Annotated in this window: 20 protein-coding genes and 1 riboswitch; of the genes, 8 read left to right on the plus strand and 12 right to left on the minus strand. The window is 70.4% G+C overall.

Going from position 1 to position 18,620, the window contains the following annotated elements; all coding sequences use genetic code 11:
• The first annotated feature begins 63 nt into the window (after nucleotides 1–63).
• On the plus strand, nucleotides 64–861 hold the full coding sequence (locus Dsi01nite_RS23520; protein ID WP_239136120.1) for an RNA ligase family protein: 798 nt from the start codon (nucleotides 64–66) through the stop codon (nucleotides 859–861).
• Nucleotides 858–1,988: an AAA family ATPase gene (locus Dsi01nite_RS23525; protein WP_203848398.1), complete on the plus strand. Its 1,131-nt coding sequence runs from the start codon at nucleotides 858–860 to the stop codon at nucleotides 1,986–1,988. The genes Dsi01nite_RS23520 and Dsi01nite_RS23525 overlap by 4 nt, the downstream gene beginning before the upstream one ends.
• On the opposite strand, the gene Dsi01nite_RS23530 is transcribed toward Dsi01nite_RS23525, so the two are convergent.
• From Dsi01nite_RS23530 to Dsi01nite_RS23540, 3 genes are all read right to left on the minus strand, one after another.
• Nucleotides 1,978–2,721 carry a hypothetical protein gene (locus tag Dsi01nite_RS23530; RefSeq protein ID WP_203848399.1) on the minus strand — a complete coding sequence of 248 codons (744 nt, stop codon included), beginning with the start codon at nucleotides 2,719–2,721 and terminating at the stop codon, nucleotides 1,978–1,980. The two genes, Dsi01nite_RS23525 and Dsi01nite_RS23530, sit on opposite strands and share 11 nt — an antisense overlap.
• Nucleotides 2,722–2,802: 81 nt before the next feature.
• Nucleotides 2,803–3,078, minus strand: a complete 276-nt coding sequence (locus Dsi01nite_RS23535; protein WP_203848400.1) for a hypothetical protein — start codon at nucleotides 3,076–3,078, stop codon at nucleotides 2,803–2,805.
• A 29-nt stretch (nucleotides 3,079–3,107) separates the two neighbouring features.
• Complete coding sequence (locus Dsi01nite_RS23540; protein ID WP_203848401.1) at nucleotides 3,108–3,389, minus strand: hypothetical protein; 282 nt, start codon at nucleotides 3,387–3,389, stop codon at nucleotides 3,108–3,110.
• 145 nt (nucleotides 3,390–3,534) lie between these two features.
• Here Dsi01nite_RS23540 and Dsi01nite_RS23545 point away from each other — a divergent pair, with 145 nt between their 5' ends.
• Nucleotides 3,535–4,572, plus strand: coding sequence for an App1 family protein phosphatidate phosphatase (locus Dsi01nite_RS23545; RefSeq protein WP_203848402.1), 1,038 nt, complete (start codon nucleotides 3,535–3,537; stop codon nucleotides 4,570–4,572).
• On the opposite strand, the gene Dsi01nite_RS23550 is transcribed toward Dsi01nite_RS23545, so the two are convergent.
• The gene (locus Dsi01nite_RS23550; RefSeq protein ID WP_203848403.1) at nucleotides 4,569–5,513 is read right to left on the minus strand and encodes a DHH family phosphoesterase; all 945 of its coding nucleotides are present in this window, start codon (nucleotides 5,511–5,513) and stop codon (nucleotides 4,569–4,571) included. The genes Dsi01nite_RS23545 and Dsi01nite_RS23550 overlap by 4 nt on opposite strands.
• Before the next feature lie 76 nt (nucleotides 5,514–5,589).
• Complete coding sequence (locus tag Dsi01nite_RS23555) at nucleotides 5,590–6,606, minus strand: coiled-coil domain-containing protein (protein ID WP_203848404.1); 1,017 nt, start codon at nucleotides 6,604–6,606, stop codon at nucleotides 5,590–5,592.
• A gap of 9 nt (nucleotides 6,607–6,615) precedes the next feature.
• Nucleotides 6,616–6,751: riboswitch (cyclic di-AMP (ydaO/yuaA leader) on the minus strand.
• Nucleotides 6,752–7,182: 431 nt separating this feature from the next.
• On the opposite strand from Dsi01nite_RS23555, the gene Dsi01nite_RS23560 reads away from it, so the two are divergent.
• The gene (locus Dsi01nite_RS23560; RefSeq protein ID WP_203848405.1) at nucleotides 7,183–8,295 is read left to right on the plus strand and encodes a glycoside hydrolase family 19 protein; all 1,113 of its coding nucleotides are present in this window, start codon (nucleotides 7,183–7,185) and stop codon (nucleotides 8,293–8,295) included.
• A gap of 78 nt (nucleotides 8,296–8,373) precedes the next feature.
• Here Dsi01nite_RS23560 and Dsi01nite_RS23565 read toward each other — a convergent pair whose 3' ends face one another.
• From Dsi01nite_RS23565 to Dsi01nite_RS23575, 3 genes are all read right to left on the minus strand, one after another.
• Complete coding sequence (locus Dsi01nite_RS23565; RefSeq protein WP_203848406.1) at nucleotides 8,374–9,657, minus strand: reverse transcriptase family protein; 1,284 nt, start codon at nucleotides 9,655–9,657, stop codon at nucleotides 8,374–8,376.
• A gap of 78 nt (nucleotides 9,658–9,735) precedes the next feature.
• Nucleotides 9,736–11,061, minus strand: coding sequence for an NAD(P)/FAD-dependent oxidoreductase (locus tag Dsi01nite_RS23570; protein ID WP_203848407.1), 1,326 nt, complete (start codon nucleotides 11,059–11,061; stop codon nucleotides 9,736–9,738).
• A 96-nt stretch (nucleotides 11,062–11,157) separates the two neighbouring features.
• Nucleotides 11,158–11,664: a mycothiol transferase gene (locus Dsi01nite_RS23575; protein ID WP_203848408.1), complete on the minus strand. Its 507-nt coding sequence runs from the start codon at nucleotides 11,662–11,664 to the stop codon at nucleotides 11,158–11,160.
• A gap of 125 nt (nucleotides 11,665–11,789) precedes the next feature.
• Here Dsi01nite_RS23575 and Dsi01nite_RS23580 point away from each other — a divergent pair, with 125 nt between their 5' ends.
• Nucleotides 11,790–12,146, plus strand: coding sequence for a hypothetical protein (locus Dsi01nite_RS23580; RefSeq protein ID WP_203848409.1), 357 nt, complete (start codon nucleotides 11,790–11,792; stop codon nucleotides 12,144–12,146).
• Nucleotides 12,147–12,185: 39 nt separating this feature from the next.
• On the opposite strand, the gene Dsi01nite_RS58390 is transcribed toward Dsi01nite_RS23580, so the two are convergent.
• On the minus strand, nucleotides 12,186–13,040 hold the full coding sequence (locus tag Dsi01nite_RS58390; protein ID WP_203848410.1) for a hypothetical protein: 855 nt from the start codon (nucleotides 13,038–13,040) through the stop codon (nucleotides 12,186–12,188).
• A 48-nt stretch (nucleotides 13,041–13,088) separates the two neighbouring features.
• Here Dsi01nite_RS58390 and Dsi01nite_RS23590 point away from each other — a divergent pair, with 48 nt between their 5' ends.
• Complete coding sequence (locus tag Dsi01nite_RS23590; RefSeq protein ID WP_203848411.1) at nucleotides 13,089–13,523, plus strand: GNAT family N-acetyltransferase; 435 nt, start codon at nucleotides 13,089–13,091, stop codon at nucleotides 13,521–13,523.
• 84 nt (nucleotides 13,524–13,607) lie between these two features.
• Here the strand turns inward: Dsi01nite_RS23590 and Dsi01nite_RS23595 are convergent, their stop codons facing one another.
• The 3 genes from Dsi01nite_RS23595 to Dsi01nite_RS23605 form a co-directional block, all read right to left on the minus strand.
• Nucleotides 13,608–14,300 (minus strand): hypothetical protein, encoded by a 693-nt coding sequence (locus Dsi01nite_RS23595; RefSeq protein ID WP_203848412.1) that lies wholly within the window; start codon nucleotides 14,298–14,300, stop codon nucleotides 13,608–13,610.
• 142 nt (nucleotides 14,301–14,442) lie between these two features.
• Nucleotides 14,443–15,966, minus strand: coding sequence for a type VII secretion protein EccE (locus Dsi01nite_RS23600; RefSeq protein ID WP_203848413.1), 1,524 nt, complete (start codon nucleotides 15,964–15,966; stop codon nucleotides 14,443–14,445).
• A gap of 36 nt (nucleotides 15,967–16,002) precedes the next feature.
• Nucleotides 16,003–17,670 (minus strand): right-handed parallel beta-helix repeat-containing protein, encoded by a 1,668-nt coding sequence (locus Dsi01nite_RS23605; protein WP_203848414.1) that lies wholly within the window; start codon nucleotides 17,668–17,670, stop codon nucleotides 16,003–16,005.
• 167 nt (nucleotides 17,671–17,837) lie between these two features.
• Between Dsi01nite_RS23605 and Dsi01nite_RS23610 the strand changes: the two genes are divergently transcribed.
• Both Dsi01nite_RS23610 and Dsi01nite_RS23615 read left to right on the plus strand, forming a co-directional pair.
• The gene (locus Dsi01nite_RS23610; protein WP_203848415.1) at nucleotides 17,838–18,155 is read left to right on the plus strand and encodes a WXG100 family type VII secretion target; all 318 of its coding nucleotides are present in this window, start codon (nucleotides 17,838–17,840) and stop codon (nucleotides 18,153–18,155) included.
• A gap of 30 nt (nucleotides 18,156–18,185) precedes the next feature.
• Complete coding sequence (locus Dsi01nite_RS23615) at nucleotides 18,186–18,491, plus strand: WXG100 family type VII secretion target (protein WP_203848416.1); 306 nt, start codon at nucleotides 18,186–18,188, stop codon at nucleotides 18,489–18,491.
• Nucleotides 18,492–18,620 lie beyond the last annotated feature (129 nt).

Consider the following 18,620-nt stretch of genomic DNA (forward strand, 5'->3'; position numbering starts at 1 on the left):
CGCGCGGAAGGCGTAGGACCCTTTCCTCCACCCGAGCAAAAACCACTGTGCTGGTTACGAGGGGTGGGCTACAACGGTCAGGTGCTGCGCAAGTATCCGAGAACGCCTCATCTGCAGGGCTCCCGCCTGCAGCCGGGCGACCATGACCTGGCCCAGGTCCCGTTCGCGCAGCTCGCCGGTGAGACGCGGGTCGCCGGGCGGGTGCTGGTCGTCGAGGAGAAGCTCGACGGCGCCAACTGCGCGGTCAGCTTCGACGCCGACGGTCAGCTGCTGCTGCAGTCCCGCGGCCACTACCTCACCGGCGGGCCGCGCGAGAAGCAGTTCGGGCTGTTGAAGGCGTGGGCGGCGACCGTGCGGTATCAGCTGCAACCCGTCCTGACCGACCGCTACGTCATGTACGGCGAGTGGCTGTACGCCAAGCACACCGTCTTCTACGACGCGCTGCCGCATCACTTCTGCGAGTTCGACGTCTACGACCGGGAGGCGGAGGAGTTCCTGTCCACCGACCGGCGCCGTGAGCTCCTCGAAGGGTTGCCGGTGAGCTCCGTGCCCGTCCTGTACACCGGCCGCATCGGCAAACTCACCGAGCTGACGGCATTCGTCGGGCCGTCGACCTGCCGGACGCCGGGATGGCGCGACGCGCTGCGGGAGGCCGCCGTCGCCGGTGGCGCGGACCCCGACCAGGTGGTCAAGGAGACCGACATGTCCGAGGACATGGAGGGGCTGTACCTGAAGCTCGAGTCCGCCGGCACGGTGCTCGGCCGCTACAAGTGGGTGCGGCCCAGCTTCCACACCGCGATCCTCGACTCCGGCAGTCACTGGCAGGACCGCCCGATCGTGGCCAACCGGGTGCGCGCGTGAGCGACTTCGAGCGGTTCTGCCCGGTGGGGCCGGCGTGGACGGTGCCATGGGAGGAGATCCACGCCGCGTTCGACTGGGTCCGCCGTCTGGATGGGGTGCAGCAGGACGCCGTGCACCACGCCGAGGGTGACGTCGCCACGCACACCCGGCTGGCGGCGGAGGCGCTTGCCGCGCTGCCGGCCTGGCGGGACCGGCCGGCCGACGAGCGGACCCGGCTCTTCGCGGCGGTCCTGCTGCACGACTCGGCCAAGCCGGACTGCACCCAGGTCGAAGAGGACGGCCGGATCACCGCCCACGGCCACTCCCGGCGCGGCGATCTCGTCGCCCGGCGGGTGTTGTGGGAGGCCGGCGTCCCGATCGCCTGGCGGGAGCACGTGGCCGCGCTGATCCGCCATCATCAGGTGCCGTTCTGGGCCCTGGAGCGTCCCAAGGGCGACCTCGACCGGATCATCCACCGGGTCAGCCTGCTGGCCCGCAACGACGACCTCGGGCTGCTCGCCACGGCCGACATCCTCGGGCGGCTCTGCGCCGACGCCACGGAGATGCTCGACAACGTCGCGCTGTTCCTGCAGTACGCCGACGACGACGGCTGCCTCGACCAGCCTCGGCGCTTCCCGTCGGACCACGCCAGGTTCAGCTATTTCCGGAACCCCGACCGGGTCGCGGACTACGCGGCGTACGACGACACCAAGGTCACCGTGACCGTCATGTCCGGGCTGCCGGGGGCGGGCAAGGATCACTGGATCGCCGCCAACCGGCCGGACGTGCCCGTCGTCAGCCTCGACGACTGGCGCGAGCGGCTGCGGGTCAAGCCCACCGACGACCAAGGCCCGGTGATCGCGGCCGCGACCGACCAGGCCAAGGTGCTGCTGCGGGCCGGCACCTCGTTCGTCTGGAACGCCACGAACCTGACCCGCCAGCTGCGGGCCCGCTGCATCGGCCTGGTCGCCGACTACGGCGGGAGGGTCGAGATCGTCAGCGTCGAGGCGCCGCCCGAGGTGATGCGGCGGCGCAACCGGGCCCGCCCGCGACCGGTGCCGGACGGGGTCGTCAACCGGATGGTCGGGCGCTGGGAGACGCCCGACCCGACGGAGGCGCACCGCGTCGACTGGGTCCTCAACGCCTGATCGCGCGGGTGGCGCTGGCGGCGGTGACGCGCTGCCGCTGCATCGCGAGGGCCTGCAGGGCCGAGGAGCGCACCAGCAGCTGCGGGTTGAGCGGCTCGTTGGCCGCGATCGCCTTGGCGTAGGGGCGGTTCTCCACCGACCAGCCGTCGTGCAGGTTGTATTCGACGGAGAAGCTGCGGTCCCGCGACTTCGCGTAGTCCAGCAGGATGCCGGGTCCGAGCGCCCTGGTGGCGACCTCACCGGCCATGTGCGGGATCGGCGAGAAGAAGAACGCGACCTTCGGGATCGGCTGGAAGAGGTCCACGTCGATCAGGTCGAAGATGCCGACCGGCTGATACATGCCGTGCGTGTCGTGGATGCACAGGCCGGCGCCGAGCTCGACCCGGCCGGTGTTGTCGATCTCCATGTGGCCGGCCGGCCCGCCCGGCGTGACGATGCCCGCGCCGTCGTTGCCGGCCACCGTCAGCACGCTGCCCAGCGGCGCCGGATAGTTGTGCGTCGGCACCACCTTCGTGCTCGGCGCCATGGTCGAGTGGCGGGCCGTGAACATCGAGTAGGTCTCCTGCCACGTGACCTCGAGATGGCGTTCGAGGTAGTGCACGGAGAGCCAGATGGTCGGGGCGCCGCTCGCCGAGGTGGCGATCGCGTGGAGGCCGAAAAGCGCGAAGTGGTGGTCGCGCAACTGCTCGATCGTGGCCTCGTTCATGTCGATCGTGAGTTTGTGCTGCTCCACGGCTGTCCTCCAAGGCTCTGCGGCGCGGTAGGACCTCAGTGTGGAGCGGTTGGGTTGCGCAATCCGGGCATTCCGTGAAATCTACTCACGAACTGCTTCGATGACCGCCCGAGCGGCCCGGTCAAGCTCGGCGGGGTCCGGCTCGAAGGCGGCGGCGATGTCCGGGTGGAGGCTCGACTTGGCGATCTCCAGCAACCGGGCGCCCACCTCGGCGGCCGACTCTCCGTGGTAGTCCTGCTCCACCAGCTCGGCGGCGCGCTGCAACGCCGAGCTCAGCTGGGCTTCGAGAGGCTCTTGAAGCTTCTGCGCCGCCGGGCTGAGCTGGGCGTCGTCGAGTGACACGTGAAGTTCCTGCATGACCGCGCGATACCCATGTGCCGCGCGTTTCAAGCGCTGCGCGCGAGCAGCCGGACCGACCGGGGCGCGTTGCGCCGCGCCGGGTAGGTCGAGCGGACCAGCGCGAGGGCCCACGCCATCCGCGCCACCGCCGTGTCCGGGTGGTCACCGAACTCGCCGGCGACCTGGGCCGCGCAGCCCTTGATGCCGATCCGCCGCAGCGTGGACGCCACCGCCGCCCGGATCTCGTCGCTCTTGGGAGCCTGTGAGCACTGCAGGTTGGAAACGAACAGCGCCTCGGCTCGCACCGCCTCGAATGTCGTGGTTGCCATCTCGCACCCCTTGGTGTGTGTTCCTGATAACACCAACGCTAGAAGCGTCCCAAGTGTTCGGGCTCACGGTTTCATGCCACCGTCGGGTAACTGTCACCCTGCGTGTGGTGGTGCGGTGACGTGGGGGCTGTGACAGGGTGAGCGCGTGTCGTTGACCCCATCAGGTCCGGTCCGGCTGCACCGCGCCGCCCGCATCGAGGACGCCTTCCACGATGTGCTGGAGCGCCGGCTCCGGCTGCGCGGGTGGAAGGTCGCCGTCACCCCCTACACCGGCTACGGCGGCCCGGGCTGGGTCCGTGTCCTCGGCCGGGTCCTGCTCGCCCGCCTGGACCCGAAGCCCGGCCGGCGCCTCAAGAAGCTGCGGGGCTGGCGGTCGTTCACCGCCGTGTCCGTGGCCAACGCGCCGGTGCGGATCACCGCCGGGGACCGCACCTGCGAGGTCCGTTGCGACCGGGGTGGCTTCATCGACACCGTCATCGAGGCCGACCTCGCGCCCGGCTGGGCCACGGTCACCCTGCAGAGCGAGGACAGCGCCCCGGTGGAGGCGCCGGTGCGGATCATCGACCCGACCGTGCGCTTCGGCATCGTCTCCGACGTCGACGACACCGTCATGGTCACGACCCTGCCCCGCCCGCTGCTGGCGGCGTGGAACACGTTCGTCCTGGACGAGCACGCGCGCGCTTCGGTCCCCGGGATGGCGGTGTTGTACGAGCGGCTGGTGAACGCCAACCCCGGCGCACCGGTCTTCTACCTGTCGACCGGCGCGTGGAACGTGGCCGCGACGCTGACCCGGTTCCTGTCGCGCCACCTGTACCCGGCCGGCCCGCTCCTGCTGACCGACTGGGGTCCGCAGCCCGACCGGTTCTTCCGCAGCGGGCAGGCGCACAAGCGGGCGACCCTCGCGCGGCTCGCCTCGGAGTTCCCGGACATCCGGTGGCTGCTCGTCGGCGACGACGGCCAGCACGACCCGGAGATCTACGCGGAGTTCGTCGCCGAGCATCCCGAGAGCGTGGCGGCCGTCGCGATCCGGCACCTCTCGCCGACCCAGGCGGTCCTCGCCGGCGGCTTCCCGACCACGGTGGAGAGCACCCGCCGGCTGCCGTCCTTCGCCTCGGACCGCTGGCTGCGCGCCCCGGACGGCGCCGGCCTGTGGCGGTTGTTGCGCGACACCGAGCTGCTCTAAGCGCTGATCGTCGCGGTGCGGGGCGCGCCGACCTTGGCGATGACGTCGGCCAGGACCTGCTCGGACTCGTCGTGCGGGACCTGGCACGTGCCGGCGGCCAGGTGACCACCGCCGCCGTACTCCAGCATCACGGAACCGATGTCGGTCGGTGACGTCCGGTCCAGGATCGACTTGCCCACCGCGAACACGGTGTTGAGCTTCTGCCTGCCCCAGATGACGTGGATCGAGACGCGCGCCTCGGGGAACAGCGCGTAGACCATGAACCGGTTCCCGGCGAAGATCACTTCCTCGTCCCGCAGATCGACGACGACCACGTCGCCCTCGAGGTGGCTGACCCGCCGCAACTGGTCGACGAAGAGCTCCTGCTGCTCGCGGAAGAGCTCGGCCCGCTCCGCCACGTCCGGCAGCGCCAGGATCTCCTCGACGTCCTGATGATCGATGCACGCGTCGATGAGCTGCATCATCAGCTGGTAGTTGGAGATCCGGAACTGCCGGAACCGGCCCAGCCCGGTGCGGCTGTCCATGAGGAAGTTCATCAGCGTCCAGCCGACCGGCTGCAGGATGTCCGCGATGTCGTACTGGGCCGAGTCGGCCTTGTCGACCGCTTCCATCAGCTCGTCCGACACGTTCGGGAAGCGCTCGGCGCCGCCGAAGTGGTCATAGATGACGCGGGCCGCCGACGGGGCCTCCGCGTCGATGATGTGGTTGTCCCGGTCGCCCGTGTTGCGCAGCGTCTCCGAGTGGTGATGGTCGAAGACCAGGTGGGCGCCGGGCGCGTAGGGCAGGTTCGTGAGGATGTCGTCCGGTCCGATGTCGACCGTGCCGTCCTGGACGTCCTTGGGGTGCACGAACGTGATGTCGCCGATGAGATCCAGGTGACGCAGCAGGACGGCGCACACCAGGCCGTCGAAGTCGCTGCGCGTCACGAGTCGGTGTTTCACTTCGGATCCCCTCACCCTGCGGCGGCCGGTCGACAGTTGCCCTATCGGCCGGCCGTCCGCGGATGTGAGGTTGTTCCTACAGCATCGACAGGTGCACGTGGTTCGTGTGGTCGCTGGAGGGATCCCCGCCGACACCGCTGTAGTGGTGCCAGCCGACCGCTGGTGTCCAGACCTGTTTGAACCAGATGACGTACATGACGCCCAGCCGGTCCGCGTTCTTCACGAAGTAGGTGGCCAGGTTGGCCCCGTAGACCTTGTCCTCGCCGGCGGCGACCCCGCCGAAGCCCTTCGCCGACTGCACCGAGAAGTCGCAGGCGCGGCCCTTCGGGTGCTCATACGGCCCGCTGGGCCGGTAGCACGACACGAACCGCTTGAACCCGGCCGCCTGCGCCTGCTGCATCGCGTGCAGCGTGCGCTGCGTGATGCAGCCGCTGGTGGTGGGGTCCTTGACCTTGCAGCCCTCCGACGACCAGCCACCGCTCGCGTTGCGCGGGGCGGGCTGCGCGAGCGGCAGGTTGGCGGAGACGAAGCCGTTGCTCGGGCCGCCCGCCTGGGACAGCCCCTTCTCGGCTTCCTTCTTCTTCGCGGCCATCACCGCGACCTGCTCCTGCTGCAGCTTGACCTCGGCCTCCAGCGCCGCCTTCTGGGCTGCCTGGTCCTTCTTCAGCTTGTTGAGGTCGCGCAGCAGGTTGTCGTTGTGGTGGGCGATCTCGTCGATCGAACCGGCCCGCTCCGCGAACCCGGTCGGGCTCCCCGAGTCCATCAGCGCGACGAACGTGGTGAGCGGCCCCGTCCGGTACGCCGCGACGGCGATCGCGGACACCTGATCGGTGACCTTCGCCAGCTCGGCCTCGGTCGCGGCGAGCTTGGCGGTCAGGTCGGCCTGGTTCTTGACCGAGGCGTCGAACTTGTCCTTGGCCTCGATCCACGCGCGGGTGCTCTCGTCGAGGACCTGCGCGAGGGACGCGTTGGAACCCTCGTCGCCGGTGTCGTCTCCCGGCTCGGCGGTGGCCGGTGCGGCGCTCAGTCCGCACAGGACGGCGGCCGTCATCAGGACGGCGAGAATCCGCCGACCGGGATGTCGTGATGACATCTGGCTCGTTGTTCCTTCCGTCGGCCGCCGACCGGGTTAGCTGACGGGTTCGGGACGGAACGATCCCTACCGCGGTTGCCCGCGGATTCACCCCAGTTACGGTTGGGTCCCCGATTCGCCGGTGTCGAGCCGGCAATTAGGCGGCAGTCGCGCCCGGCGCCGCGGGGGGCGGTGCCTGTCGGACGAGACCGACGGCCAGCCTACCCAGGGCGATTCGCCTGCGCAGCGCACCGATTGTGCGGGGCTGTGACGCACCTCTCGAAACCGAGCCGCCCCAGCAGGTAGCCTAAGCGTTCCCAAAGAAAAGACGTGACGCAAATCACGGAAACTATCTGACAGTTTGCGGAACCATCTCGCGCCCGTTGTGGTTCTACGCCACCCCTTGATCACGTGGCGTCACCCTGCTGGGGTCGCCGGCGCCCCGGCGACCTGCGGATACGGTGCTGCATCGCACGCCGCGCCAGCGAACGTTATGGAAACCGTAAAGATTGTTCATTAAATGATGTTGTTCACTCCGTTGGGGTGGTTCGGCTGGTCGGATGAGGGCCCCGGAACCAACTGAACGGAAGTGATCTGGTGTCCAGAGTGCGCCTGTTGGCGATGCTCGCCGCGACCGCCGTCGCCGGTGGTGTCGTCGCCGTCATCAACATGCTGCCGGCATCGGCGGCCACCTGCGCCGCCGCGTGGCAGTCGTCGGCGGTCTACACCGGGGGCGCCACCGTGTCCCGGAACGGCCACAACTTCCTCGCCAAGTGGTGGACGCAGAACGAGGCGCCGCCCGGGAACACCGGGGTCTGGCAGGACCAGGGCGTGTGCGGCGGGAGCACGCAGCCGCCGCCGCAGACCGGGTCAGCCGGCGGGTGCAGCTTCCCGGCCTGGGTGCAGGGGCGCAACTACGTCACCGGGGACGTCGTGAAGTTCACCGACGGCAAGTACTACGTCGCCGAGCACGACAACCCGGGGTACAGCCCGACGATCAGCACCTGGTACTGGGACCCGTACACCTGCAGCGGTGGCGGCACCACGCCGCCGCCGACCAACCCGACCACCAACCCGCCGCAGAACGGGGCGTTCGTGGTCAGCGAGGCGCAGTTCAACCAGATGTTCCCGAGCCGGAACCCGTTCTACACGTACAACGGGCTGGTCGCGGCGTTGAGCGCATACCCGGCGTTCGCGAAGACCGGCACGGACGCGCAGCGCAAGCAGGAGGCGGCGGCGTTCCTCGCCAACGTCAACCACGAGACCGGCGGGCTGGTGTACATCGTCGAGCAGAACACCGCCAACTACCCGCACTACTGCGACACGAGCCAGCCGTACGGGTGCCCCGCCGGGCAGGCCGCGTACTACGGGCGCGGGCCGATCCAGCTCAGCTGGAACTTCAACTACAAGGCCGCCGGTGACGCGCTCGGCATCGACCTGCTGCACAACCCGAACCTGGTGCAGACCGATCCGGCCGTCGCGATGAAGACCGCGCTCTGGTACTGGAACACGCAGAGCGGTCCGGGCACGATGACCCCGCACAACGCGATGGTCAACGGCGCCGGGTTCGGCGAGACGATCCGCAGCATCAACGGCAGCCTCGAGTGCGGCGGGCGCAACCCGGCGCAGGTGCAGAGCCGGGTGGCGGCGTACCAGCGGTTCGTCGGCATCCTCGGCGTCGGCGTCGGAGCGGGCAACCTGAGCTGCTGAAACCGCGAAGAAGCTGGAAGGGCGCCCCGGGGAGTGGGGCGCCCTTCTCTCTCGTTCTCTACAGCGCCGCCCTTCGCTCTACAGCGCCGCCCGCAGCAGGCGCTGGAGCCGGGCCGCCCGCGACGGGTGCCCGTGCGAGGCCCACGCGACCAGTCCGGTGAGATGGGCGGCGAAGTCGGGATGCCCGTCCCGGTTGGCCGCCTCCAGACCGTCCCGGGCGGCGTTGTGCAGCACGGCCCGCAGCCGGTCGTAGGAGGCGCGGGGCACCGCCGGGTGGGAGTTGACCACGAGCCCGGCGAGCTGCTGCCGGTCGCCCCGCCCGCGGACCCGGGTCTTCGCGGGGTTCACCCGGAAGCCCTCGTCGTGGGCGACGGCGGTCACCGCGGCGACGAGCCTGGACGCGGGTGGCCCGGAGAACGCCAGATCATCCGCGTAGCGGCTGTAGACCAGGCCGTACCGCGCCGCGAGCCCCGTCAGCCGCCGGTCCAGGCGGAACGCCACGAGGTTGGCCAGCGCCGGCGATGTCGGCGCGCCCTGCGGCAGGTGCGGCGTGCGGTGTTCGAGCCGCCCGGAGACGGTGTGCGGGGTCCGCGTCGTGCACAGCGCGGTCAGGGTGTGCGCGACCGGCTCCGGGTAGCCGGCGGTGCGGAACAGTCCGTAGATCCGTCCCGCGGTGACGCTGGTGAAGAACGCGCGCAGGTCCAGCCGTACCAACGCCGCCTGCCCGGTGTGCAGGGCCGCGAACGTGTGCACCGAGCGCCCCGGGACGAACCCGTGCGCGGCCGCGTGCACCGGCAATGGCCCGAGCAGGTCGTCCAGCACCCGGCGCTGGATCGCCTTGAGGCGTGATTTCGGTGCCTCGATGAGTCGTTCGCCGATCCAGGTGTACGAATAGTGCCGCACCTTGTGATCCGGGTGCTTCCGGTTGATCCCGCGACGGTCGGCGAACCAGTCCAGCTCGTCCGGGGTCAGGTCCAGGAACTCGGCGAGCGCCGCCAGGTCGTCGATGCGCGGCGAGTCCCACCGCTGCCGCACGGTGCGGGTGGCCGTCGCCCGCCGGACCCGGATCGGCTGGCGGGCCGGCGCGGTGATGAACCCGGCCAGCTCCCGGGGCCGGTCCGCGGGCGCCTCCCGGTAGGCGCGCAGGACGGCGGTGACGACCGGGCCGAGCCACCGCGGTCGCCGGCCCAGCACCTCATAGCCGGCGTCCAGCAGCGGCCCGCGCGCCCACTCGACGGTCAGGAACGCGTCGGCCAGCGCACCGGCGACGACACGGGCAGCGTGTCCCGACGAATCCCGGTCGTGCCTGCGCTGGGTCGCGCGAAGCGCGAGTGCGCGCCGGCGATGCGCTGCCGTGCTCAATCCTGCGTCCCCGGGGTTACCCCGGAGCGACCATCGCTGGTCTGCTCGGGACACGCTGCCACCGCGCCACGATAACCGCTACGGCAGGTGTTGCCGGTACTCCTGCAGCGCGCGCCGGGCAAAGACCTGCTGGAACGTGGCGACCCGCTCCGAGCGGCCGCGACCGATGAAGCTGACGAACCAGTGCAGCACCGCGGTCACCCGGTTCTTGAAGCCGACCAGGTAGAGCAGGTGCACGGCGAGCCACATGAGCCAGCCGATGACCCCGGAGAAGTGCAGTTTGCCCACGCTCGCCACCGCCGAGAAGCGGGAGATCGTCGCCATGCTGCCCTTGTCGAAGTACTTGAACGGCTGCCCGGTCGGCTGCCCTTCCAGGCGCTTCCTGATCTGCCCGGCGGCGTGCCGGCCGCTCTGGATCGCGACCTGCGCGACGCCCGGCAGCCGGTTGAGGGCCATCATGTCGCCGACCGCGAAGATCTCCGGGTGGCCGGGCACCGTGCAGTCCGGGTTGACCTCGAGCCGTCCGGCGCGGTCCGTGGACGTGCCCGTCGCCTTGGCCAGCTGGGTCGACAGCGACGGCGCGGCCACGCCCGCCGCCCAGATCTTCGTCATCGACTCGATGCGCTGGTGACCGTTGCGGGTCTCGACCTCGATGCCGGTCTCGTCGACGTCGACGACCTTGGTGCCGAGCTCGACCTCGACGCCCATCTTGTGCAGCTGGCGCAGCGCCTTCGTCGACAGGTGGTCGCCGAACGTCGACAGCACTGTGTCGAGCGCGTCGACCAGGATGATCCGCGCCTGCTTCGGGTCGATGTTGCGATACTGCCCGGGCAGGTGCCGGTGCGCCAGCTCGGCGATCTGCCCGGCCATCTCGACCCCGGTCGGGCCGGCGCCGACCACGACGAACGTCAGCCACCGCTCGATCGCGGCCGGATCGGTCTCCAGCTCGGCGAGCTCGAACGCGCCGAAGATCCGGCCGCGCAGCTCCAGCGCGTCGTCGATGCTCTTCATGCCCGGCGCGTGCTCGGCGAACCCGTCGTTGCCGAAGTAGGACTGCGACGCGCCCGCGGCGACGATCAGCGAGTCGTACTCCACCGTGTAGCTGGTGCCGGGCGCGACCGCGGTGACGGTCTTCGCCGCCGGATCGATCTCGGTGACGGTGCCCAGCAGCACCTTCGCGTTGTCCTGCCGCTTGAGGATCTCGCGGATCGGCGGTGCGATCTCGCCTTCGGACAGGATGCCCGTCGCCACCTGGTAGAGCAGCGGCTGGAACAGGTGGTAGGCGGTGCCGTTGATGAGGGTCACATCGACCGGCGCGTTCTTCAGCGCCTTGGTGGCGAACAGCCCACCGAAGCCGGCGCCCACGACCACGACGCGATGACGTCCCTGCCCACGCTCGTCCATCTACATCTCCCGATCAGGGGTGGATGGTGCAGATCAAGTACACCACCACTTCGGGCCGGTGACCGTGTGTCCTCCGTGACGTTTGTGCGGGTGCCGTCAGGGAATCAGGCCTCGCACGTACGCGGCCTGGCCGGCGTGCTGCGTGTCGTCGTTCAGGATGCTGATCAGCCGCACCCCGAGCGTCACCGGCGGGTCCCACCGCTCGTCGACGACCCGGTCCAGGTCCTGCTCCGCCAGCGTCGCGAGCCACTCGACGGTCCGCGCCGACACCGCTTCGAAGTACCCCATGAGCGCTTCCGGCCCGTCCGGCCGCACCGCCTGGACCTGCGCCGCGGTGTGCCCGTAACCGGTGTCGTCCGGGTCCGGCTCCAGCCCGAACCGCGACGCCCAGGCACCGCCGACCCACAGCTGCTCCGCGCCGTCGATCAGGTCCGTGACGTGCTCGTCCTGGACCCGCGTGAGGTGCCAGACCAGCCAGCCGACGGTGTTCGCGCCGGGTGCCGGCGCCCACCGCAGCTGCTCCGCGCTCAGCCCGTCGACCGCACCCTTGACGAGGTCGGGCAGCCGCCCGAAGCCCTCGACCAGCAGCTCGCTCACCCGCATGACGCACTTCCCTCCGTGGCACGTTTCCGGGATTTGACCTTCCCTGGATCTCCGTAGTGTTCAGCACATCGCAAGAGCGCACTGAACACCACATAAAACGCAGTATCAACAACAAGGGGAATGACATGAGCGAGTACGGCGAGTTCGAGACCGGCGAGCAGCACGAGGCGCTGGACCAGATCCACGAGGTCGACGCCAGCGAGCAGGACTACCAGTCGCAGTTCGGCGTGTACGAGCAGGACCACGCGTCGGCCGAGTCCACCAGCTTCGACCAGGGCCACCACGTCGAGTACACGGACCCGAACGGCGCGCACTACGAGGAGTCGGACTACACCTCCTACGACCACTCAGCCGCCGAGACCGACCACATCTTCGCCGCCGAGGGCTCCGAGTCCGCGTCGTCGAGCGAGTTCCACCAGCTCGACGCGCTGCAGGCGCGCTTCGACGCCGCGTTCGCCGAGGGCACCTACGCCTCGAACTGACGCTTTTCGCAAAAGGGGGTCCCGTCGCGGGGCCCCCTTTCAGAATTTGGTGGGGATGATCGCGGCGAGCGCGCTCACCACGAACGGACTGATGATCACCAGGCCGCTGCGCAGCTCGCCGAACGTCGTCTGGTCGATGCCGAGCAGCTTCTCCAGCTTGGCGCGCTCCTCGGCCTTGTCGACCAGGTCGCCCAGCGCGACATCGGTCAGCGGGAAGTGCCGGTCGACGAACAACGCGCACCGGCGGCGCAGGGTCGTGCTCGCCGGCACGTACATGACACCGACGACGAACGAGGCGACCGCGCCGGAGAACAGCACCGCCGCCTTCGGCAGCTCCGCGCCCCATCCGGTGGCCGCGCCGTTGACCAGCGTGACCAGCAGCACGAGGAAGCCGAGCTGGTTGAGCAACCGGCTCACCAGCCGCCGCAGGCTCAGCAGCGTGTTGAGCTGCTGCCCGGGCGACCCCTCGATCCTGCGCCGCGCCACCCGCTGCACCGCGCCGAGGGTGGCCGCCGACGGCAACGCCCCGCAGATCGCGATCGCCGACAGTGCCAGCCCGCGGCCCGTCAGCCCCTGCTCCCCGAGCACGTACGGCGTGGCGGCCACCAGCCCGACCGCCACCGCCACCGACGCGAGCACCAGGTGCAGCACGTGGAACAGCCGGATCCGGTGCACCGTGCCCAGGTCGCGCCACCGCGCGGCGCCGAACCCGAACGCCTCGCCGCTGGCCGCCCCGAGCACCGCGGCGAGGACCGCGAACAGCACCCACCGCGGCTCGTGCCCGTGCTGCGGACTCGTCCACGCGATCCACGTCCCGAGCACCGCGCCGAGCAGCATCGCCAGTAGCCGGAGCTCCCCGGTGATCGTCTCCTCGGCATCCTCCGTCACGGCCACGCCGCACAGCTTCTCATCGACACCCGGTGGTCGATAGGGTCGGTTCCCGTGATCACCGTCGCGAAGCTGGGCGCCGAGGACCGGGCCGCCTGGGAGATCCTGTTCACCGGGTACAACACCTTCTACGAGCGGGTGCTGCCGCCCGACCGGTTCGACCTCGCCTGGGACGCCTTCCTGGCCGACACCCGCATCCACGCCCTCGGGGCGAAGGTCGACGGGCAGCTGGTGGGCATCGCGCACTTCCTCATGCACGCCAGCACGACCACGGACGACGTCTGCTACCTGCAGGACCTCTTCACCGCCTCCGAGGCCCGCGGCAAGGGCGTGGCCGCGGCGCTGATCGCCGCGGTCGCCGACCGGGCCCGGGAGCGCAACTGCAACCGCGTCTACTGGTCCACCCACCACACCAACGCGACCGCTCGTCGCCTGTATGACCGGGTCGGCGTCAACCGCGGCTTCATCCTGTATCAGATCCCGCTCTGACAGCGGTGGCCCGCGCCGGTTCAGGCCCGCGCTGGTTCAGGCCAGGGTTGGTTCAGGCCAGGGTTGGTTCAGGTCCGGGTTGGTTCAGGCCGGCGCCGGGAAGCGGATCGGGGCGCCGATCGTGCGCAGCTCCAGCTCCGTAGGGTCGAGGGTCGCCCATCGCATCGTGCCCTGGCTGGCGATGGTCACCATCGGCCCGGAGATGCGCGACAGCCACGCCTCGGCCGGGGCGACGCCGAGGGCGGGTGCGGCGATCGCCGCCTCCGCGGTCGTGAGCGGCTGCATCAGCACCACGTCGGCGCTGCCGAGCAGCTCCGTGTCGACCTGCGTGAGCTCGTGCCGGACCACGACCGTCGTGCGCCAGTTGCATGACGTGGTGACCGAGGCCCAGTTGACCGCGCCGACGTCGAGAATGACGACCTCGGGCCGGGCTGCGGTCGCGGTCGGCGGTAGCGCCTCGCCCGGCGCGACATAGAGCAGGTGGTCCGGGCCGATGCCGGTGCGCTGGACGAGGGTGCTCCACTCGCGGGACCAGATCGTCTGCACGATGGCCCGGGCGCCGAGCGCGATGGTGCGCAGCACGAACAGTTGCGCGAAGGACAGTTGGCCCACGAGCACCACCCGGGTGGGGGTGGGGCGCAGCAACTGGAGCACGACCGGCGTCTTGTGCCGGTCGCGACCGATCACGAGACCACCGCCGCCTGCCGTCAGCGACCAGCCGGGGAGCGGGCCGGTGCCGGCGACGTGGGACGCCAGACTGCTCGAAGACCTCGTCACCGCTGCCACCTTCCGTTCATGAGCTGACCCGCTTCCGCTTTCCGCTCACGCGATGAAGCCGCTCTCCGCTCATGCGATGAGGCCGCTCTCCGCTCATGCGATGAAGCCGCTCTCCGCTCACGCGATGAAAGCCGCTTTCCGTTCATGCGATGAAGCCGCCGAACGGCACGGTGGCGATCAGGGCGGCCAGCTGCCGGCCGTCGAGGCGCTCCACCGCGCCGCCCGCCGTGCTGATCAGCGCGGCGAGCTTGTTGCCGCTCGCCGTGAGCCCGGCCTCGTCGGGCGCGGCGATGCGCACCACCAGCTCCAGCGGCACCTCGTCGACCGGGTTGGCCGGGTCGCGCAGCGCCGCGATCGACAACGTCACCGCGGTCGCCGGCAGCCCAAGCAGGATCTTGTCCATCGACCACGGCTTCGTGGGCCAGCGCGAGATCCGGTACGCGGTCTGCGGCGTCCGGCCCGACTCCCACCGCCACCAGGTCTCCTCGGCGACGGGACGGCCCTGCGGGCGGCCGTACTGGCCGGGGCGGTGCGCCAGGACCGACTCCAGCCGGGCCGCCAGCGCCGCAGCGGTCAGCAGCTCCTCCTCGCCGAGCAGCCGCGCGGTGATCTTGTCCTGGCGCAGCCGCCGCCGGGCCCGCTTGATCGCGTTGACCAGCGCCGGTCGCAGGTCGCTGTCGTGGAAGGCCTCGGGCGTGCGGCGCACCTGCACGGCCAGCCACACGCGGCGGCTCACGGGCACCAGCCCGCCGGCCAGCTGCAGGTAGGACTCCGCGGCCAGGCGGGCGCCGTCCAGCTGGCGCGGCGCCTCGACCTGGACGATCAGCTGCGCGCAGGTCGGCGGCAGGTCCGGCTCGCTCGACAGGAGCGACACCGGCGAGGGCAGCTCACTCCCGGTCGAGGCGAACAAGGTGTGGTCGCCGGGCTGCAGCTCCAGCACGGCGGTCATGCCCTTCGGGTGCGCGAGGGTCGCCACCGTCTCGTTGTCCACGGCGACCTCGCCGAACACGGCGGCCGGCTGGAGCGCGAGCACCATGGCGCGCCGCGGGTCGGCGCCGTCGGCGTGGGGGAGGCTGCGCCGCCGGGTGCGGTAGGACAGCTTCCAGCGCAGCCAGGTGTGCAGCCAGAACCCGCGCCACGGAAGCACGGCGGGCACCGCCACCGTGAGGGCCACCGCGCCGGTCACCACGATGATCACGGGAGAGCCGCTGAGCACGCTCAGGAGGACCGCAAGCGCGGCCACCTCGACGCACACGATCTGCCCGACGCCGAGCTTGCGCCGGACCAGGGCGGCCGGCGCGGTGGGCGGCGCGGCCGCCGGCGGGCGGGGCGGGGTGACCGGAGCGGTCGCGCGGATGCCGGTCCGGCCGGTCGTGGCCCGCTGCTGCGCGGTCGCGGCAGCCGCGGCCTGTGCACTGGCCGCGGCGTTGTGCAGTCCGTTGGTCGAGCCCTGCCGCTGCCCGGTGGCTGTCGTCGCGGACAGGGCGGCGGGGGACTGCCACGACGGGGCGCCGGTCGTCGGCGCGGTCGACGGTGGCCCGGTGACCGGCGCCGCGGCCGGACCGGTGGCGGTCCGCGGTTGCGGCACGCTCGGACCGCTCAGCCGCTGGGTGCTGTCGGTGGCCGGCTCGTTGCCTCCCGCAGGCATCGCGGACGGCGCGGTCATGGGCTCACCGCCCGGTTCGCAGCCATACGGTCCTCGCTATTCCCGCGCTTTGATGGCGATGCGGACATCTTCCACCGTGATCGTCCGCAGGTCATCCCTCGTCGGCATCCGGCCGATGGCACGCAACCGCTGCGCCTGCGCCTTGCGGACGCCTTCGAACAGCGTCCGCGCCTCGCGGGCGTTACCGAAGTTCGGGCCCCGGTCGACGGTCCTGAAGTGTTCCCGAAGGACCTCGTTGACCTGGTCGGAGAGCACGTAGGAGTCGGCGTCGGCGATGCGCTGCATGATGAGCCCGAGCTCGTCCGTGGAATAGCTGTCGAACTCGATGGTGCGGGCGAACCGCGACGCCAGACCGGCGTTGGCGGACAGGAAGTCCTCCATGTCGGCGGTGTAGCCGGCCGCGATCACCGCCACCTCGTCGCGGTGGTCCTCCATCAGCTTGACCAGCGTGTCGATGGACTCCTGACCGAAGTCCATCCCGGACCCGCCGGACCGGGAAAGGGTGTAGGCCTCATCGATGAAGAGCACGCCACCGAGCGCCTCGTCGAAGACGCCGGCCGTCTTTTCGGCGGTGTGGCCGATGTACTGACCGACGAGGTCACGCCGGGACACCTCCTTGAGGGTGTCCTTCGGCAGCACGCCCAGCGCATAGAGCAGCTTGCCGTAGATCCGGGCGACGGTCGTCTTGCCGGTGCCCGGCGCGCCGGCGAAGATCAGGTGTCGGCTGACGCTCGAGCTGCCCAGCCCGGCGAGCCGGCGCCACTCGGCGACCTGCATCTCGTCGATGAGGCTCTTCACCTCGGCCTTGACCTCCGCCAGGCCGACGAGACCGTCGAGGTCGGCCATGAGGGACTCGATCTGCCCCCGGCCGCCACCGGCACTGTCCGCCGCGCCGACACCGACCCGGGCCGCGTCGGCGGCCGCGATGACCTCGGTGGTCGCGCCGTCCTGGATGCGGATGCGGTCGTCCTCGACCCGGCAGCCGTCGATCATCCCGCCGCAGCCGGCCGCGACCGAGATGCCGTCGCCCTCGGTCTCCGCCACCGCCGTGCTGCGGATCGTCGGGCTGCTGCCCTGCGCGACCGAGATGCCCTCCTGGCCGGTGCGGCGCACCTCGCAGTTGACGATCGTCGGCTTGCCATACTGATAGATGTAAATGCCACGATTGCCGCAGTCGGAGACGACGGTGTCGGACACCGTCGTGTCGGCGCCGAGGCTGAAAATGATGCCGTCGCTGCCGATCTGCTCGATGGTGCAGCGCTGCACGGTGCCACCGGTGCCCTCGAGCAGCAGCCCGAACTGGGCGCTCCGGACGGTGCAGTCCTCCAGCGCGATGGTCGCGCCGGAGCCGGCCTGAAATGCGGCGCCGTATTCGCTGCCGAGCTCGCAGCCGCGCAGCGTGACCTGCCCGCCCACCGCGCCGACCGCAGGGCCGTAGCCGCCCCGGAGCGTCAGCTCGACCAGCGTCAGACTGCCGGACTGGACCGCCAGCAGCGGCTCGGAGGTGCCGACGCCGGTCAGTGTGACCGTGCCGGGACCCTCGGCGGCCGTGAGGGTGATGTCCCGGCCAGTGAAGATCACCGCCTCCCGATATTCACCGGGTGCGATCGAGATGACGCCGCCGGGGGACGAGCGGTCCAGCGCCTCCCGAATTGTCGGGTATGCGCCGGCGCGGTCCGCGGCGACGAGAAGGGTGCGTGCCATGGCTCCGAAGGGGTTGACGGGCGTGAACCTGACCCTACCGCAGAACCGCCACCGGTCGCGGCCCCCGACCGGCGCCTCAAGGATGCGTCAAGCGGCGCCGCGACTTGCACAGACAGCGTAGTTTTTCGATACGGTTACAGTTCCCAGCGAGGAGAACGGGGAGTGCCTTGGCCGAAAAAGTGAATGCCGTAACCAGCCAGCTGCTGGCTGCGGCAAAGGACGCCGATCAAACCGCAGAGAACATCACCGCGAGCCTGGCGCGGTTGATGGGGCAGCTCGACGAGCTGCCCGGAGGCTTCAAGGGTGCGGCCGCCAACATGTTCGAGTCGGCGAAGCTGACCATGAAGTCCAAGCTCGACGGCATCACCGATGCCCTGCACACTGTCTCGAACGGCATTCAGACGTCCAGCCACCAGTTCGAGTATGCCGACTCCGAGGCCGAAGCTGAGGTCTCCAAGATCATCGCGGCGCTCGGCGGCGCGTGAGCAGTCTGACTGAGACGGGAGGAGTCTGACATGGGTGACGGCTACGGCGGCATTACCTACGCTTACGGCACCATCGAGGCGGCCGCTGGCAACATCGACAGTTTCATCGGGTTCATGAATTCCGAGCTGGCCGACGTCGAGAGCAAGCTGCGGCCGCTCGAGACGGAGTGGACCTCGGACGCGCAGCAGGCCTACCTGGCCTGCAAGACCAAGTGGCGCAACAACGCGGATGAGATCATTCAGGTGCTGGGCCAGCTCAAGTCCGCGCTGAGCGCGGCATCGTCCAGCATGCAGCAGGCTGACCAGGCGGCCGCGAAGGCGTTCCCGGGAGCCTGAGCCCGAAATTCACAGCACATCGACGGTCCGGCGGCATGGTCGCTGGGCCGTCGGTCGTTGTGCGCTCATCCGTCCGGCCCAGCACGCGGCGCTTCGAGGCGGTCGCAGGTGGGCCGCTGGGCGCTGGGC

The sequence above is a fragment of the Dactylosporangium siamense genome (assembly GCF_016862795.1).
GTDB lineage: Bacteria > Actinomycetota > Actinomycetes > Mycobacteriales > Micromonosporaceae > Dactylosporangium > Dactylosporangium siamense.

What these genes read in the sequence shown, in the direction of transcription:
- Dsi01nite_RS23615 (WP_203848416.1), top strand. Translation starts at nt 18,186, where the DNA reads ATGGGTGACGGCTACGGCGGCATTACCTACGCTTACGGCACCATCGAG.
- Dsi01nite_RS23580 (WP_203848409.1), top strand. Translation starts at nt 11,790, where the DNA reads ATGAGCGAGTACGGCGAGTTCGAGACCGGCGAGCAGCACGAGGCGCTG.
- Dsi01nite_RS23575 (WP_203848408.1), bottom strand. Translation starts at nt 11,664, where the DNA reads ATGCGGGTGAGCGAGCTGCTGGTCGAGGGCTTCGGGCGGCTGCCCGAC.
- Dsi01nite_RS23600 (WP_203848413.1), bottom strand. Translation starts at nt 15,966, where the DNA reads ATGACCGCGCCGTCCGCGATGCCTGCGGGAGGCAACGAGCCGGCCACC.
- Dsi01nite_RS23555 (WP_203848404.1), bottom strand. Translation starts at nt 6,606, where the DNA reads ATGTCATCACGACATCCCGGTCGGCGGATTCTCGCCGTCCTGATGACG.
- Dsi01nite_RS23605 (WP_203848414.1), bottom strand. Translation starts at nt 17,670, where the DNA reads ATGGCACGCACCCTTCTCGTCGCCGCGGACCGCGCCGGCGCATACCCG.
- Dsi01nite_RS23570 (WP_203848407.1), bottom strand. Translation starts at nt 11,061, where the DNA reads ATGGACGAGCGTGGGCAGGGACGTCATCGCGTCGTGGTCGTGGGCGCC.
- Dsi01nite_RS23535 (WP_203848400.1), bottom strand. Translation starts at nt 3,078, where the DNA reads ATGCAGGAACTTCACGTGTCACTCGACGACGCCCAGCTCAGCCCGGCG.
- Dsi01nite_RS23540 (WP_203848401.1), bottom strand. Translation starts at nt 3,389, where the DNA reads ATGGCAACCACGACATTCGAGGCGGTGCGAGCCGAGGCGCTGTTCGTT.